At 44.3% G+C, this 15,440-nt stretch carries 11 protein-coding genes; 1 reads left to right on the plus strand and 10 read right to left on the minus strand.

What is annotated here, in order from left to right:
* Window positions 1-3: 3 nt before the first annotated feature.
* Window positions 4-879 (minus strand): YicC/YloC family endoribonuclease, encoded by an 876-nt coding sequence (locus KYJ26_RS18895; protein WP_219168971.1) that lies wholly within the window; start codon window positions 877-879, stop codon window positions 4-6.
* A gap of 171 nt (window positions 880-1,050) precedes the next feature.
* Window positions 1,051-3,732, minus strand: coding sequence for a cation-translocating P-type ATPase (locus KYJ26_RS18900; RefSeq protein WP_219168973.1), 2,682 nt, complete (start codon window positions 3,730-3,732; stop codon window positions 1,051-1,053).
* A gap of 213 nt (window positions 3,733-3,945) precedes the next feature.
* Between KYJ26_RS18900 and KYJ26_RS18905 the strand changes: the two genes are divergently transcribed.
* Window positions 3,946-5,649 carry an Rqc2 family fibronectin-binding protein gene (locus KYJ26_RS18905; RefSeq protein ID WP_219168975.1) on the plus strand — a complete coding sequence of 568 codons (1,704 nt, stop codon included), beginning with the start codon at window positions 3,946-3,948 and terminating at the stop codon, window positions 5,647-5,649.
* Between the two features lie 208 nt (window positions 5,650-5,857).
* On the opposite strand, the gene pyrE is transcribed toward KYJ26_RS18905, so the two are convergent.
* From pyrE to KYJ26_RS18945, 8 genes are read right to left on the minus strand one after another with little or no spacing between them, the layout of a single operon-like run.
* Window positions 5,858-6,481, minus strand: a complete 624-nt coding sequence (gene pyrE / locus KYJ26_RS18910; protein ID WP_219168977.1) for an orotate phosphoribosyltransferase — start codon at window positions 6,479-6,481, stop codon at window positions 5,858-5,860.
* Window positions 6,478-7,188 (minus strand): orotidine-5'-phosphate decarboxylase, encoded by a 711-nt coding sequence (gene pyrF / locus KYJ26_RS18915; RefSeq protein ID WP_219168980.1) that lies wholly within the window; start codon window positions 7,186-7,188, stop codon window positions 6,478-6,480. The genes pyrE and pyrF overlap by 4 nt, the downstream gene beginning before the upstream one ends.
* Window positions 7,160-8,101, minus strand: a complete 942-nt coding sequence (locus KYJ26_RS18920; protein WP_219168982.1) for a dihydroorotate dehydrogenase — start codon at window positions 8,099-8,101, stop codon at window positions 7,160-7,162. Before KYJ26_RS18920 ends, pyrF begins: the two co-directional genes overlap by 29 nt.
* On the minus strand, window positions 8,098-8,871 hold the full coding sequence (locus KYJ26_RS18925) for a dihydroorotate dehydrogenase electron transfer subunit (protein WP_219168984.1): 774 nt from the start codon (window positions 8,869-8,871) through the stop codon (window positions 8,098-8,100). Before KYJ26_RS18925 ends, KYJ26_RS18920 begins: the two co-directional genes overlap by 4 nt.
* Entirely contained in the window at window positions 8,868-12,080 is a 3,213-nt protein-coding gene (gene carB, locus KYJ26_RS18930) for a carbamoyl-phosphate synthase large subunit (protein WP_219168986.1), read from the minus strand. Before carB ends, KYJ26_RS18925 begins: the two co-directional genes overlap by 4 nt.
* Window positions 12,073-13,164, minus strand: a complete 1,092-nt coding sequence (locus tag KYJ26_RS18935) for a carbamoyl phosphate synthase small subunit (RefSeq protein ID WP_219168988.1) — start codon at window positions 13,162-13,164, stop codon at window positions 12,073-12,075. The genes carB and KYJ26_RS18935 overlap by 8 nt, the downstream gene beginning before the upstream one ends.
* On the minus strand, window positions 13,161-14,447 hold the full coding sequence (locus tag KYJ26_RS18940) for a dihydroorotase (protein ID WP_219168990.1): 1,287 nt from the start codon (window positions 14,445-14,447) through the stop codon (window positions 13,161-13,163). The genes KYJ26_RS18935 and KYJ26_RS18940 overlap by 4 nt, the downstream gene beginning before the upstream one ends.
* Window positions 14,448-14,463: 16 nt before the next feature.
* The gene (locus KYJ26_RS18945; protein WP_219169361.1) at window positions 14,464-15,342 is read right to left on the minus strand and encodes an aspartate carbamoyltransferase catalytic subunit; all 879 of its coding nucleotides are present in this window, start codon (window positions 15,340-15,342) and stop codon (window positions 14,464-14,466) included.
* Window positions 15,343-15,440: the final 98 nt, after the last annotated feature.

A 15,440-nucleotide genomic window follows, 5' to 3' on the forward strand; every position in this document is an offset into this window, starting at 1 on the left:
TTCTTATTCTACATTTTGCACTTGTTCTCTCAGCTTCTCAAGTGTTGATTTCAGTTCTACCACAATGGTGGCAATGAAGGAATCATTTGCTTTTGAACCAATTGTATTGACTTCCCTGTTCATTTCCTGGATCATGAAATCCAATTTCCTGCCTACAGGGCCTTCATTCATCAATGTGGAATGAAAATACTGAATGTGACTTTTAAGCCTTGTCAATTCCTCTGTGATATCTGATTTATCCGCAAAGATGGCCACTTCCGTAAGGATACGACTTTCGTCAAAAGAATTTTCATTGTATTCTACTATTCTTTTTCTTAATCGTTCCCTATATAGATTGACCACTTCAGGGGCATGCTGGGTCAGCTCCCCTACGCTCAGCTCAAATTTTTGGAGATGTGTGAGAAAGTCATTCTTAAGGAGCTCACCTTCTTTCTCCCGCATCCTTCTGAGATCCAACACGGCTTCATCAACAGCTTTTAATACCAAGTGCTCAAGCTCTTCATTTTCTTCTTCCATTTCTTCAACCATCACAAATTCTTCTCTGTCTAACAGATGGGATAGTTGCACTTCATCATGTAATGAGAAGGTTTTTTTCACCTTATTTACTAACTGATAATAATCTTGAATGAGCTTCCAGTCAATATGCAGGTTTTTATGTACGAGGCCTTCACCGCTGATCGTGATGAAAATATCCACTTTCCCTCTTTTGACGCTTTGGGAAACTTGTTTCTTTATTTTATCCTCGAGCTTCAATAATTGACGCGGCATCCTTATATAACACTCACTGAATCTGTGATTAACGGATTTCATTTCTACCGTTACAGAATGTTGTTCAGACTCTACTTTGCTTCTGCCAAAGCCTGTCATACTGACAACCATTACGATCACATCCAATCCTTTGACGGTTTACGTATGTAGAACAACGCTGATCTCCCTATCTTGTACTGTTCATTCAGCGAAGGGAACAATCCCTTATAATCGATACATCACTATTTATATAAAAAAGGTAATAGAGGATTTTCTCTATTACCTTTTGGATTATACCACATTTCACTGTTTTTTTCTTGCAAAAAATGACCCTGCAAGTAAAAACGTCGGAACTGAGCTTAAACCGATGATTAAGAGCCAGTCCTTTAACACGATCGGCACCGTATGGAAGATTGGCTGCAATGATGGTACATAGATGACGATCAGCATTAAAATAAGCGAAGATAATACGGCCCAGACAAGATACATGTTCCCAAAAGGATTTCTTGAAAACACCGAAACTTCACTACGGCAATCAAACACATGGATCAGCTGTGCCATGACCAATGTAGCGAACGCGACGGTTTGGGCATAAGCCAGATGATCAGGGTGTGTCTTGTAGGATAACATGAACGCAAGTAAAGTCGCCCCTCCGATCAGGAATCCCCTTGACACGACTTTCCAGCCGAGTCCCCGTGCAAACACACCTTCTTTCGGATGCCTCGGTTTCCTCTTCATAACATCATCTTCCGGCTTATCCAGACCTAATGCCATGGCAGGAAGGCCATCTGTCACAAGATTCACCCATAAAATCTGAATCGGGACCAACGGCAGTGGAAGGGCAAGAATCATGGCAAATAGCATGACGAGTATTTCACCGACGTTCGACGCGAGAAGGTACCGAATAAATTTCCGGATATTTTCATAGATGTTCCTGCCTTCCTGGATCGCTGATTTGATCGTAGCAAAGTTATCATCCAAGAGAACCAAAGAGGAAGATTCCTTTGCAACGTCTGTACCGGTTATCCCCATAGCCACTCCAATATCAGAAGATTTAATGGCCGGGGCATCATTTACCCCGTCCCCGGTCATCGCTACTACATGCCCCCTATTTTGCAATGCTTTGACAATCTTCAATTTATGTTCTGGAGACACCCTTGCAAACACCGATACTTCATCCACAATTTCTTCCAGTTCATGTACTTCCATCTGATTTAAAGCCTTACCGTCGAGTACGCGATCTTTATTTTTCAATATTCCCAGCTGTTTCGCAATGGCTTTGGCCGTCAGCACATGATCCCCGGTGATCATGACCGTCTTGATGCCGGCTGCACGACACTCTTTTACCGCTTGCTTTACTTCCGGTCTTGGGGGATCAATCATTCCCTGCAAGCCGATGAAAGTGACACCTTCTTCTATGTCTGACTCCGTTAATGACTCCCAGGCCCTATCCTTGATCGGTTTATATGCAATGGCAATGTTTCTTAAAGCGTTAGAAGACATGTCATGGATGGCACCCTCTACTTCTCCCGTGATTTCTGAGGATTTCCTTTGGAGCCTTCCTTCCCAAAGGACCGACTCGCTCTTCCCGACCAAAACATCCGGGGCACCTTTGGTTACAGAGAAGTACTTTCCATTTTGATCAACTGCGATGATACTCATCATCTTCCTGGTGGAATCGAATGGGAACTCTTTCACAATCGTAAATTTTTTCTGTAATGACTCTCTTGAGAGTCCCGCTTTCAAACCTGCAACAAGCAGTGCTCCTTCAGTAGGATCTCCATCGACAATAAAGCTTCCTTCACGGGTTACGAGTTCTGCATGGTTACAGAGCATTCCAAACGTCAATAATTGCTGTAAGGCATTCTCACTATGAGGAGTCACACGTCGCTCCCCGTTATAGAATTGTCCGTCCGGCTCGTATCCTGTTCCAGTTACCGTCCACGTTTTCCCGCCGCTCCACAGATGGGTGACCGTCATTTTATTTTGAGTAAGGGTACCTGTCTTATCCGAACAAATAACCGAAGCACAGCCTAACGTTTCAACAGCCGGAAGCTTTCGAACGATTGCCTTCTTTTTAATCATCCGCTGAACGCCCAGTGAAAGAGCCACAGTTACAATGGCCGGTAACCCTTCAGGAATGGCTGCAACAGCTAATGAAACCCCTGCCAAAAACATTGTATACATATCATGGCCCTGAATCACACCGATTCCCACCACCAGCGCCGTCAATACAAGTGCAACCGTAATGAGGATTTTCCCTAATTCTTCAAGTCTTCTCTGAAGAGGGGTCGTCATGGTTTCAGCCTTTTGAATCATATCCGCAATCTGTCCCATGGCTGTCTTCATGCCAATCGAGGTCACGACACCAATCCCGTTTCCTCGTGTGACCATCGTTCCCATAAACGCCATGTTTTCCAAATCTCCAAGACTCATATTCTCACCATTGACAGGTTGAGTGGATTTTGCAACTGGAACTGATTCACCCGTAAGTGCAGATTCCTCTATCTCCAGGTTATTCGCTTCGATAAGGCGTACATCAGCACCGATTCTGTCTCCACTGCCAAATCGAATAACATCCCCGATGATAACCTCTTTTGAGACAATCTTCACCCACTTTCCATCTCTCAATACCGAGACTTGCGGTGCAGAAAGCTCCTTTAATGCCTGCAGGGATCTTTCCGCTTTTCGTTCTTGGAAAAACCCTAAAAAACCGTTTATAAGTACAATGGCAATGATGGCAATCGCATCGATGTATTCCCCAAGCAATCCCGAAATGAGAGTGGCTGCCAATAACACGAGAACCATAAAATCCTTGAATTGACTGAAAAACAATAACAAAGCAGACTGCTTTTCAGCTTCTTCCAATTGATTGTATCCAAACTGTTTCCGTCTTTCTGCTACATGATCTGTTGATAGCCCCTCTTGATAATTAGTATTTAATGACTGCTCTATGTCCTCTTGTCTCATCTCATGAAATTTCATGCAACCATGTCACTCTCCTCCTACGATACGAAAAGTTATCCTTCTCATAGCATTCTTATTCAGACTCGTCCTAAAAAATGATATGATTTATATAGGTTTTGCATTTTACCAAGGAAAGAGGAAAAATCGGTTACCTTCGTTACATTTTAGACAGCAGGTAAAACGGATAAAATGTAATTACACTGAAATTGATTAAAGCAGAGGATGTTATATATGTCATTTGATGGATTATTTACAAGAAATATGACGAAAGAATTGAATGAAAGCTTATTGCATGGACGCATTAATAAAATACATCAACCATATAAAAACGAAATCATCATGATCATCAGGGCGAACGGGAAAAACCACAAAGTGCTCTTGTCGGCTCACCCAAGTTATTCACGTGTCCAAATAACCAAAGAAAATTATGAAAATCCTTCTGTCCCACCGATGTTCTGCATGCTGTTACGAAAACACCTTGAAGGATACATCATTGAAGGCATCAATCAGGTGGAATTGGATCGGATGATCATTTTCGAAGTTAAAGGAAGAAACGAAATTGGAGATATTTCTTACAAACAATTAATCATTGAAATCATGGGACGGCATAGTAATATCATCCTGGTGGATAAAGGAAGAAATATGATCCTTGATAGCATCAAGCATATTTCACCTAGCATGAATACACATCGTACAGTATTACCAGGCCACACGTATGTACTGCCGCCCCAGCAGGACAAGAAAGATCCGCTCGAAGCTACGAAGGATGATGTCCTGAGAGCCCTTGATTTCAATGCCGGAAAGCTCGATAAACAGATCGTTCAATCCTTCGCAGGAATATCTCCGCTTTATGCGAAAGAAGTCATTCACCGGGCAGGGATCGGAAACCAGTCAACCATCGCTGAATCATTCTTATCATTGATTCATCATGCAAAAACCTTTGACAAGAATCCGACCCTTATCACTGGTGAGAAAGAAACATTCTACTGGATGGATCTTGAGCATCTCAAGGGTGAAAAACATACCTTTTCTTCCTTAAGTGAATTGCTGGACCGATTCTTCTATCAAAAAGCTGCACGGGACCGCGTCAAGCAACAAGGGAACGACTTGGAGCGGTTCATCCGAAATGAACGGGATAAAAACATCAATAAAATCGAGAAGTTAAAGAAGACTTTAGATGACGCCCAACAGGCTGACCGCTATCAATTACTCGGGGAACTCCTTACGTCGAATCTGTATGCCGTGGAACGTGGCATGACGGAGGTCAGCGTGGTTAATTACTATGATGAAAATGGGGAAAGTATAACGATTCCGCTTAATCCTCAAAAATCTCCTTCTGATAACGCACAGAATTATTTCTCCCGTTATCAAAAAGCGAAGAATGCCATTACGATCGTTCATGAACAAATCGAAAAAGCTCAGGAAGAGATTGTGTACCTAGAGCAACTGCTGCAGCAATTAGAATCCGCTTCTACAAAAGATGTTGAAGAAATCAGGGAAGAGCTGGAGGAAGAAGGTTACCTTAGGGCTCGTAAGCAAACGAAAAAGAGAAAGCTCAATTCCAAGCCTGTACTTGAACAGTACACTTCAAGTGACGGTACTCAAATCCTGGTTGGGAAAAACAACAAGCAAAACGACTACTTAACCAGCAGGGTCGCTGGAAGAGAAGAGATTTGGCTTCATACGAAGGATATACCGGGCTCTCATGTTGTCATCAAGAATCCCAACCCTTCTGAACAAACCATCAAGGAAGCGGCCAATATCGCTGCCTACTTCAGTAAGGCACGTGAATCAAGTTCGGTTCCGGTAGATTTCACCGAAGTCAAACAGGTAAAGAAACCAAAAGGCGCAAAGCCGGGTTTTGTCATTTATGACGGACAACAAACCGTGTATGTAACACCAGATTTGGATCTGGTTCGAGCGCTGAGGGATTAATATTGAGAGGAAGCACTTTCACTCCGTCATATTTTGGACTGGAGTGGGAGTTTTTTTGTTTTGAGCTTTTTATGGGAATATTGAGGATTCTCTCGAACAGCAGACATATTGAACTTTTTGCATGTCAAAAAAAGGCAGATAATAGATATGATGGTCCTTCCCCTCGAAATAATAAAAAAAGCAACTCACATACGAGTTGCTTTCCCACTTAACTTCCCCAATTCTCCGGGTCTTCTTTCCAACGCTTCAATTGTGCTAAATCATCTTCTCGGATGATTCCACTCTGGACCGCTACTTCCAATAAACTTGAATAATCCGAGAGTGCAAATGATTTAATATCTTGTTCTTTAAGCATCCTTTTCCCTTTATCCAGTTCATATGTGAATATAGCGACTACCCCTAATACGTCACATCCTGCTTCTCTTAAGGCGTCAACCGCTGTTATACAGCTTCCTCCCGTTGAAATTAGGTCTTCCACCACTACCACCTTTTGCCCAGCAGCCGCAATTCCTTCAATCTGCTTTCCTTTTCCGTGGGCTTTGGCCTTTGACCTGACATAACACATAGGGAGGTTTAACTTCTCGCTAACCCACGCAGCATGGGGAATTCCCGCCGTTGCCGTACCTGCAATGACCTCTGCATCAGGAAAGTGCTGCCGGATCATCTCTGACAGTCCCTCTGCGATGCTATTCCGTACAGAAGGATAAGATAGTGTCAGACGATTATCACAATAGATGGGTGACTTTATTCCCGATGACCACGTAAACGGCTCTTCCGGATTTAAATATACAGCTTCGATGTCTAATAATTTCTTTGCTATTTCTTGTTTCATGCTTTGCCCTCCCATTCCTTTACGATCCGTTCATAAGCGTGTAGCGGTTGATCTGCACCCGTGATGCTTCTTCCGACGACTATGTAGGAAGAGCCTAATTCTCTTGCCAAATGTGGAGTTGTGACCCTTTTTTGATCTCCTGCATCATCTTCAGCTAAGCGAATTCCAGGAGTGACACGTAAAAAGTCATTCCCACAATATTCTTTAATCATAGATGCTTCACGTGGAGAACAAACCACTCCATCAAGCCCTGCTTGTTTCGCAAGGGTTGCATAGTGTAAGACAGATTCATCGATGGTTTTAGGGATCAATTGCTCTATTCGCATTTGTTCTTCTGATGTCGATGTCAGCTGTGTAACTGCAATTAGAGAAGCGCGTTCATGGTTGGCCGGTGTACCTGCGTATAAACCTTCCAACGCCTTTTCCATCATTATGCTGCCACCTGCTGCATGCACATTGATAAGCTCCAGGTCAAAGCTCGCTAGCCCCTTCATGGCTCCGTAGACTGTGTTGGGAATATCATGAAGTTTCAGGTCCAGGAATATCCTATGATTTTTATTTAAAAGCTTCTCAAGTATGACAGGGCCATTTTGAAGATAGAGCTCCATACCTACCTTTACATGTAAACTTTCCGAAAATTGATCCAAAAAGTTTGATGTCATCTCCCAAGAAGGGAAATCAAGAGCTATAAACGGCTTTTGAGTCATTCTTCCCCCAGCTCCTTCCGGTTAATTGCGAAATATGATCGACTCCAAGTTCATCGAGTAATGGCGGTAGATCGTTTATGATTGTTTTGCATACGAATGGATCAACGAAGTTTGCTGTCCCGACTGCAATCGCGCTTGCTCCTGCATAGAAGTATTCGATGACGTCTTCAGCCGACTGGATTCCACCCATTCCGATGATTGGCAGGTCTACTTGTTGACTCACTTCATAAATCATCCGGATGGCAACGGGTTTAATCGCAGGTCCTGATAGGCCGCCGGTTTTGTTTGCCAAAATCGGCTTCCCTGTCTTCATATCCAATCGCATTCCGAGGAGTGTATTGATCATTGTCAAACCATCCGCCCCACCTGCTTCAACGGCCTTTGCCATTTCCACAATATTGGCTACGTTCGGTGACAGCTTTACATACAGGGGAACCTGAGAGACTTCTTTTACCTTCTCGGTCAATTCTTTCGCTACTTCAGGGATAGTCCCAAAAGCAATTCCTCCTGTTTTAACATTAGGACAGGAGATATTAAGCTCCAGGGCTCTCACGTTTTGAGCGGAAGAGATGACTCTTGCCACTTCAACATAATCCTCGACCTGAGAGCCTGCCACGTTTGCGATGATCGGTACATCATATTGTGAAAGCCAAGGAAGTTCCTTTTCCATCACACCGGTGAGTCCGGGATTTTGTAAACCAATTGCATTGAGCATACCGCCATTCGTTTCAGCAACCCGGGGAGTCGGATTACCAAAGCGCGCCTCTTCCGTCGTCGCTTTGATCATGATTGCTCCAAGCTCGCTTAAATCATAGAACTGACTATATTCCCGTCCGAATCCAAAACAACCTGAAGCAGGCATGACAGGGTTTTTTAGAGATAATCCGGGTAATTCGATTTGTAATGACTTCATAGAAGCACCTCCCCTGCAGGAAATACCGGGCCGTCACTGCAAACCTTCACATAACTCGCCCCTTCAGGATCATCCTGTTTATGACAGACACAGGCGAAACAAGCCCCGATTCCACAGCCCATCCTTTCTTCCAATGAGATGAAACCACGTTTGTCATCCAATTGAGATTCCAGCGCTTTCAGCATGGGTGTAGGACCACAAGAATAAAATACATCAAAGGCTGGCTTTTCTTCCTTGATAACATCCGTTACAAAGCCTGCAGTACCAAGGGATCCATCTACAGTTGCAATATATGTGTCTCCGAGTTCCCGGAATTCATTTTCGTAAAAGCTGACAGCTTCATTTTGAAAACCGAGGATATGGTTCACTTTCCAACCGCTGTCAACCAGCTTTTTAGAAAGACCGTAGAGGGGAGGAACTCCAATTCCTCCACCTACTAAAAGTGCGGTCTTATTTCCACGTTCTACGGAGAATCCATTTCCAAGTGGGCCTAATACGTCGACCCTTTCTCTCGTTCCAACTTTGGAAAGGAGCATCGTGCCTTTCCCTTCGGCGCGGTAGATCAATGTCATGGTCTTCTCATGAAGGTCATGGGATGCGATGGATATCGGCCTCCTTAATAAGGGGTCGATTCCAGTCCCGACTTTCACGTGAACAAATTGGCCTGGAGCCTTTATTTCCTCCACTAAATCTCCTTGAAGTACGATCTCGAAGATGTTTTCAGCAATCCTTTCATGAGAAAGCACGACCATCTTTTCGTTTACGATCATTGAAACACCGCCTCTTTCGCTTTCGAATGTGCTTGCAGTGCCTCGGCAGAGAATGTCATCGATTCAATCACTCTCAGGATGGCTTCGGCAGTATCCAGTGAAGTTAGGCAAGGGATGCCATTTTCCACTGATTCCCTTCGAATTCTGAACCCATCCCGGGCAGGTTGTTTCCCTTTGGTCAATGTATTGATGACAAGCTGTGTTTCACCACTCTGGATGATATCTAATAATGTAGGGCCGCTTGACCCGATTTTATCTACTTCACGAACAGCAATACCTGCTTTTGTCAGATGCTCTGCCGTACCCTTTGTTGCAAGGATTTGATAACCAATATCGATGAAGCGTTGAGCCAGAATCACGGCTTCGTCTTTGTCTTTATCTGCAACAGTCATGAGAACCGATCCATATTCCTTCATCTGCATTCCCGCTGCAACCATTCCTTTGTAGAGAGCTTTTTCCAATGTGAAATCTTTCCCCATTACTTCACCTGTAGATTTCATTTCAGGCCCGAGAGTGATGTCCACCCGTCTTAATTTGGCAAAGGAGAAGACAGGCACTTTAACGTACACTCCATGCTTTTCAGGGATTAGCCCCGACTCATATCCTTGGTCCTTAAGGGAAATTCCAAGAATCGATTTGGTCGCAATATTGGCCATCGGTACATTTGTGATTTTACTGATGAATGGCACTGTGCGACTGGATCGCGGGTTCACTTCCAGGACAAAGACCTCACCTTTTGAGATGACATATTGAATATTCAAGAGGCCCACAATATTCAAGCCTTTAGCGAGTTTCGTCGTGTAATCGACAATGGTTTGCTTTTGTTCTGGCGTCAGCTGTTGTGGAGGATACACAGCAATGGAGTCACCTGAGTGGACCCCGGCCCGCTCGATATGCTCCATGATTCCAGGGATGACGACGTCTGTTCCATCCGAAATGGCATCCACTTCAATTTCTTTTCCGATCAGATAGCGGTCGATTAATACAGGGTGCTGAGGATTGACCTTTACGGCATTCTTCATGTACATAAGAAGCTCTTCTTCCCTGTAAACGATTTCCATTGCCCTTCCGCCGAGAACGTATGATGGTCTGACTAGGACCGGATAACCGATGTTTCCAGCTATAGACAGGGCACCTTCCACAGATACTGCCGTTTTCCCCTCCGGTTGTGGAATCCCCAGTTCATTCAGAGTATGTTCAAATTTATCCCGGTTCTCTGCCCGGTCGAGATCCTCAAGGGTGGTACCGAGAATCGTGACTCCCCTTCTGACCAACTCGTCTGCCAGATTGATTGCCGTCTGTCCGCCAAACTGCACTACGACGCCCTTAGGCTTTTCAAGATCAATGATATGCATGACATCTTCTACCGTCAGTGGTTCGAAGTATAATTTATCCGAAATACTGAAGTCAGTCGAAACCGTTTCCGGGTTGTTATTCACAATGATCGCTTCATAACCTGCTTCTTTAATCGCCCATACTGAGTGAACCGTTGCATAATCAAACTCCACTCCCTGTCCGATCCTGATCGGACCCGAACCAAGGACGATGACGCTCTCACGTTCAGTGACCCTGGATTCATTCTCATCTTCATAGGTGCCGTAGAAGTAAGGCGTCTCTGATTCAAACTCTGCTGCGCAAGTATCGACCATTTTATAGACAGGCGTCAGGTCATGTTCTTTTCTCCAGTTATACACTTCTGCTTCTGTACTATCCCATAGCTTGGCCACGGTGATATCTGAAAAGCCCATGCGCTTAGCTTTTTGACCGAGTTCAAAGTGGAAATGATTCTGAGATAATTCCTTTTCAAACTCTACGATTCTATTCATTTTATATAAGAAGAAGAGATCGATTTTACTCCATTCATGTATGGTTTCAATCGTTACCCCTCTTCTAAGGGCTTCGCCGATGTAGAATAGGCGTTCATCCCCGGCCTTTCGAATCCTTTTCTCGATCCACTCGTCCGTCAATTGCTGTGCATCACTCAGTTCCATGTGATATGTGTTGCTTTCAAGGGAGCGGATCGCTTTCAGGAGTGACTCTTCGAAGGTTCTGCCGATCGCCATTACCTCTCCTGTTGCTTTCATTTGGGTACCCAGGTTACGCTTTGCCGCTTCGAATTTATCAAATGGCCATCTTGGAATCTTGGTCACCACATAATCAAGTGCAGGTTCGAATGATGCATATGTTTTGCCAGTAACAGGATTCATCATTTCATCCAGGGTAAGACCGACTGCTATTTTGGCAGCAAGCTTCGCGATTGGATATCCAGTAGCTTTAGAAGCAAGTGCAGAAGACCTGCTCACCCTCGGATTCACCTCAATGATGTAGTACTGGAAGCTGTCCGGATCAAGGGCAAGCTGAACGTTACAGCCCCCTTCTATTCCCAACTCCCGGATGATATTCAAACTTGTATTCCTCAACATCTGATACTCACGGTCACTTAAGGTCTGACTAGGTGCTACTACAATCGAATCTCCCGTATGGATACCAACCGGGTCGATGTTTTCCATATTACACACCACGATCGCATTATCTGCTGCATCTCTCATAACCTCATATTCTATTTCCTTGAAGCCAGCAATGCTCTTCTCCAAGAGACACTGGGTTACCGGGCTGTACTTCAATCCTGAGCTGACAATCTCGATCAATTCATCTTCGTTATGACAGATTCCACCGCCGGTTCCACCAAGAGTATAAGCAGGGCGGACGATGACTGGATATCCAATTTCGTTCACAAATTGATAGGCTTCATCCAATGAATGAATGATTTCACTTTCCGGTACGGGCTCACCCATTTCATTCATCAAATTCCTGAATAAGTCACGGTCTTCCGCTTTCTCGATGGCAGAAAGCTTCGTCCCGAGAATTTCCACTCCGCACTCTTCCAGAACCCCTGATTGAGCGAGCTCAACAGCCATGTTCAATCCTGTTTGACCACCTAATGTAGGCAGCAGGGCATCCGGTCGTTCTTTGCGGATAATCCTGCTGACAAACTCCAATGTCAACGGTTCGATATACACTTTATCAGCCATTTCGGCATCCGTCATGATAGTTGCAGGATTCGAGTTCACCAGGATTACCCGGTAGCCTTCCTCTTTTAGGGCGATGCATGCTTGTGTTCCGGCATAGTCGAATTCTGCCGCCTGTCCAATGATGATAGGTCCACTTCCGATAACTAAGATGGTTTTGATGTCTGTACGTTTAGGCATGTTGAAGCTCCTTTCTTTTCTCTTCTTTCATAAGTTGTAAGAAATCATCGAATAAGTAGTTTGAATCTTCAGGTCCCGGAGATGCTTCAGGGTGATATTGAACCGTAAATGCCGGGAAGTCCAAGTGCTTCAATCCTTCTACTGATCCATCGTTTATTGCAGTATGTGTCACCTGTAATCTCGAACCTGCTAAGGATTTTTCATCTACTGCATATCCATGGTTCTGAGAGGTCAGCGCAACTTTACCTGTTTTCAAATCTTTAACCGGATGGTTGCCTCCACGGTGGCCGAACTTCATCTTGAAAGAGTCGCCACCACAGGCGAGAGCGAATAATTGATGACCTAAGCAGATGCCGAAGAGTGGAATTTCACCCAGAAGTTCTTTGATTGTTTCTATCGCTTCCGGTACATCTTTCGGATCCCCCGGTCCATTTGATAACATGATTCCGTCAGGCTGCAGGCGTCTGATTTCTTCCGCGGAAGTATCATAAGGCACCACTATTACGTCACAATCACGTTTATTCAATTCCCGTAAGATACCGTGCTTCATCCCAAAATCCATCAACACCACGCGATAACCTCTCCCGGGGCTAGCATAAGCTGTCTTCGTGGAAACCTGTTTTACCTGGTCAGTCCTAAGGGTAGTATCCTTCAATTTATTTAGCATGTCTTGTGGATTATATTCAGCAGAACAAATGATGCCTTTCATGGCTCCATGCTTTCTGATGATCCTTGTTAACTTTCTGGTGTCGATATCTGAAATTCCTGGAATACCTTTTATTTTTAATAATTCGTCCAACGTTGATTCATTTCTCCAGTTTGAAGGAAAATCAGCCACTTCTCTGACAATGAACGCTTTTATGGCTGGAGAGATCGATTCAAAATCGTCCCGGTTGATTCCATAGTTCCCTATAAGCGGATAGGTCAGGGTTACAAGCTGTCCGCAGTAGGATGGATCGGATAGAATCTCCTGGTAGCCAGTCATACTCGTATTGAATACAACTTCACCAATACTATCTTCATTTGCTCCAAATCCTTCTCCCACGAAAACTGTTCCATCGTCTAAAATGAGTTGTCTTTTCATTGTTCGTTTCCTCCTTCATTCCATACAAGAGATCCCTGATAAAAAGTTGCTTTCGGCCATCCTTTGCACTCCCACTCTTTAAATGGAGTGTTTTTACCTTTTGATATAAATTCAGCCGGGTCGATCATTTTTTGTTCATTTAAATCTATAAGAGTAAAATCGGCTCCTCCTCCTACTTCAAGTAGTCCAAACGGAAGATTGAACAGAGAGCTCGGTTTAATCGTCATCCAGTCAATCAATTGCTTCAGAGTAAAGATTTCTTTTTCCACAAAGTGTGTATAAAGCAACGGAAAGGCTGTTTCCAATCCCACGATACCGAATGGAGCGAGCTCTATCCCTTCTGACTTTTCTGTTTCTGTATGTGGTGCATGGTCGGTAGCGATAAAATCGATTGTTCCATCCAGTAAACCTTCTATGAGCGCTTGTTGATCCTCTTTACTTCGAAGAGGCGGATTCATCTTGAAGTTGGGGTCAAGTCCCGGGATATCATCTTCACATAACAGAAGATGATGGGGAGTTACCTCAGCTGTCACATTGATGCCAGCTTTCTTCGCGTCCCGGACCACCCTTACTGATTCTTTTGTTGAGATATGACATACGTGATAATGCACTCCTGTTGCCTCTGCCAGAAGCACATCCCTTGCGATATGTACGGCTTCACATATGGAGGGGATCCCAGGCAGGTCATGCTTCTTTGAGAATTCACCTTCGTGAACCGCTCCACCATAAATCAATGTATTTTCTTCACAGTGGGCGACGATGGCGGCATTGATACTTGCTGCAGTTTTCATCGCTTCAAACATCATGCCGGCAGATTGTACCCCCACTCCATCATCGGTGAAGGCAAATGCCCCCATTTTCTTTAAGGCAGGTAAGTCATTCATGGTTTTTCCAATTTGACGTTCCGTAATGGCGGCATACGGTAAGACCCTGACAGTACCTGTTTCCATGATTTTATTGTTTAGAGCCTCGAGGTTTTCAACTGTATCTGGAACCGGTCTGGTATTCGGCATAGCGGCAATGGTTGTGAATCCACCCTTTGCAGCTGCTTTTGTACCTGTTTCAATCGTTTCTTTATGTTCGCCGCCCGGTTCTCTTAAATGGACATGCAAATCGACAAATCCCGGGGAAAGCAATAACCCTTCTGCTTGGAATTCCTGGTGATCTGTCCCCTTCAATCCTGGACCCATCTCGATGATTTTCGTATTCTCCACCTTGACATCCACATTCTCTAAGTCACCGTTTTTTGTTAGAACACGTGCATTTCGGATTATCCATTTCATCTCAAGTTCCCCCTGGTTAGTTGTTTTCAAGCGCTCTTTTTAAAATAGCCATTCTTACGAATACTCCATTTTCCATCTGTTTGAAAATCCTTGATTGTTCACATTCAACCAATGAATCTGCAATTTCCACTCCCCGATTGACCGGCGCCGGATGCATGATGATGCCAGTTGGTTTCATTCGGGCTCTTCTACTTTCTGTTAATCCGAACGATTCATGATATTCCTCTCTTGACAGACTGGATGTACTTTCGTGGCGCTCGTGCTGGATACGCAGAAGCATGATGACATCAGAATCTGTTATACATTCATCTATAGGCATATATTGATGTCGATCTTCTGAAGGGAACCATTCTTTCGGCCCTGAGAAAAAGACTTCCGCACCTAGTTTAGTGAGGGCTTCTGCATTGGACCTGGCTACCCTGCTATGGGCTATATCCCCGATGATGGAAACCCTGAGTCCTTCAAATCCCCCGAATTCCTGACGTATAGTCAGCAGGTCTAACAGACATTGAGTAGGGTGATTCCCACATCCATCTCCACCATTGATCACACTTATGTTGAGAGGTGCCAGTTCATCAAAGTATCGTTCAAGAGAATGACGGATGACGACCGCCTCGACTCCGATGCTTTCCAACGTTTTCACCGTGTCATACAAGCTTTCACCTTTCTGGACGCTCGATGTTTGTGCTTCAAAGGGAATGACTTCAAGTCCAAGCTTCCTTTCAGCCATTTCAAAGCTGCATTTTGTCCTTGTACTTGCCTCGAAGAAAAGGTTGGCCACATATTTACTTGAACCATCCCTCCATGTTTCTCCTTCTTTAAAGCGCTCGGCCTCATCCAATATCCGAAGTATTTCCTCTTTGGATAAGTCTTTCATCGTCAACAAATTTTTCACCATGAGCCCCCCTATCTTACCTTTTATTTTCAAAAAAACACCCTGCCATTTTTCTGACAGGGTGTTTTTGAACATACCAACCGGGACAGTGCGGAGAT

The sequence above is a fragment of the Rossellomorea orangium genome, assembly GCF_019334305.1.
GTDB lineage: Bacteria > Bacillota > Bacilli > Bacillales > Bacillaceae_B > Rossellomorea.

What these genes read in the sequence shown, in the direction of transcription:
- pyrF (WP_219168980.1), bottom strand. Translation starts at nt 7,188, where the DNA reads ATGACTCAAAAGCCGTTTATAGCTCTTGATTTCCCTTCTTGGGAGATG.
- KYJ26_RS18905 (WP_219168975.1), top strand. Translation starts at nt 3,946, where the DNA reads ATGTCATTTGATGGATTATTTACAAGAAATATGACGAAAGAATTGAAT.
- KYJ26_RS18920 (WP_219168982.1), bottom strand. Translation starts at nt 8,101, where the DNA reads ATGAAGTCATTACAAATCGAATTACCCGGATTATCTCTAAAAAACCCT.
- KYJ26_RS18925 (WP_219168984.1), bottom strand. Translation starts at nt 8,871, where the DNA reads ATGATCGTAAACGAAAAGATGGTCGTGCTTTCTCATGAAAGGATTGCT.
- KYJ26_RS18895 (WP_219168971.1), bottom strand. Translation starts at nt 879, where the DNA reads ATGGTTGTCAGTATGACAGGCTTTGGCAGAAGCAAAGTAGAGTCTGAA.
- KYJ26_RS18900 (WP_219168973.1), bottom strand. Translation starts at nt 3,732, where the DNA reads ATGAAATTTCATGAGATGAGACAAGAGGACATAGAGCAGTCATTAAAT.
- KYJ26_RS18935 (WP_219168988.1), bottom strand. Translation starts at nt 13,164, where the DNA reads ATGAAAAGACAACTCATTTTAGACGATGGAACAGTTTTCGTGGGAGAA.
- pyrE (WP_219168977.1), bottom strand. Translation starts at nt 6,481, where the DNA reads ATGAAACAAGAAATAGCAAAGAAATTATTAGACATCGAAGCTGTATAT.
- KYJ26_RS18940 (WP_219168990.1), bottom strand. Translation starts at nt 14,447, where the DNA reads ATGAAATGGATAATCCGAAATGCACGTGTTCTAACAAAAAACGGTGAC.
- carB (WP_219168986.1), bottom strand. Translation starts at nt 12,080, where the DNA reads ATGCCTAAACGTACAGACATCAAAACCATCTTAGTTATCGGAAGTGGA.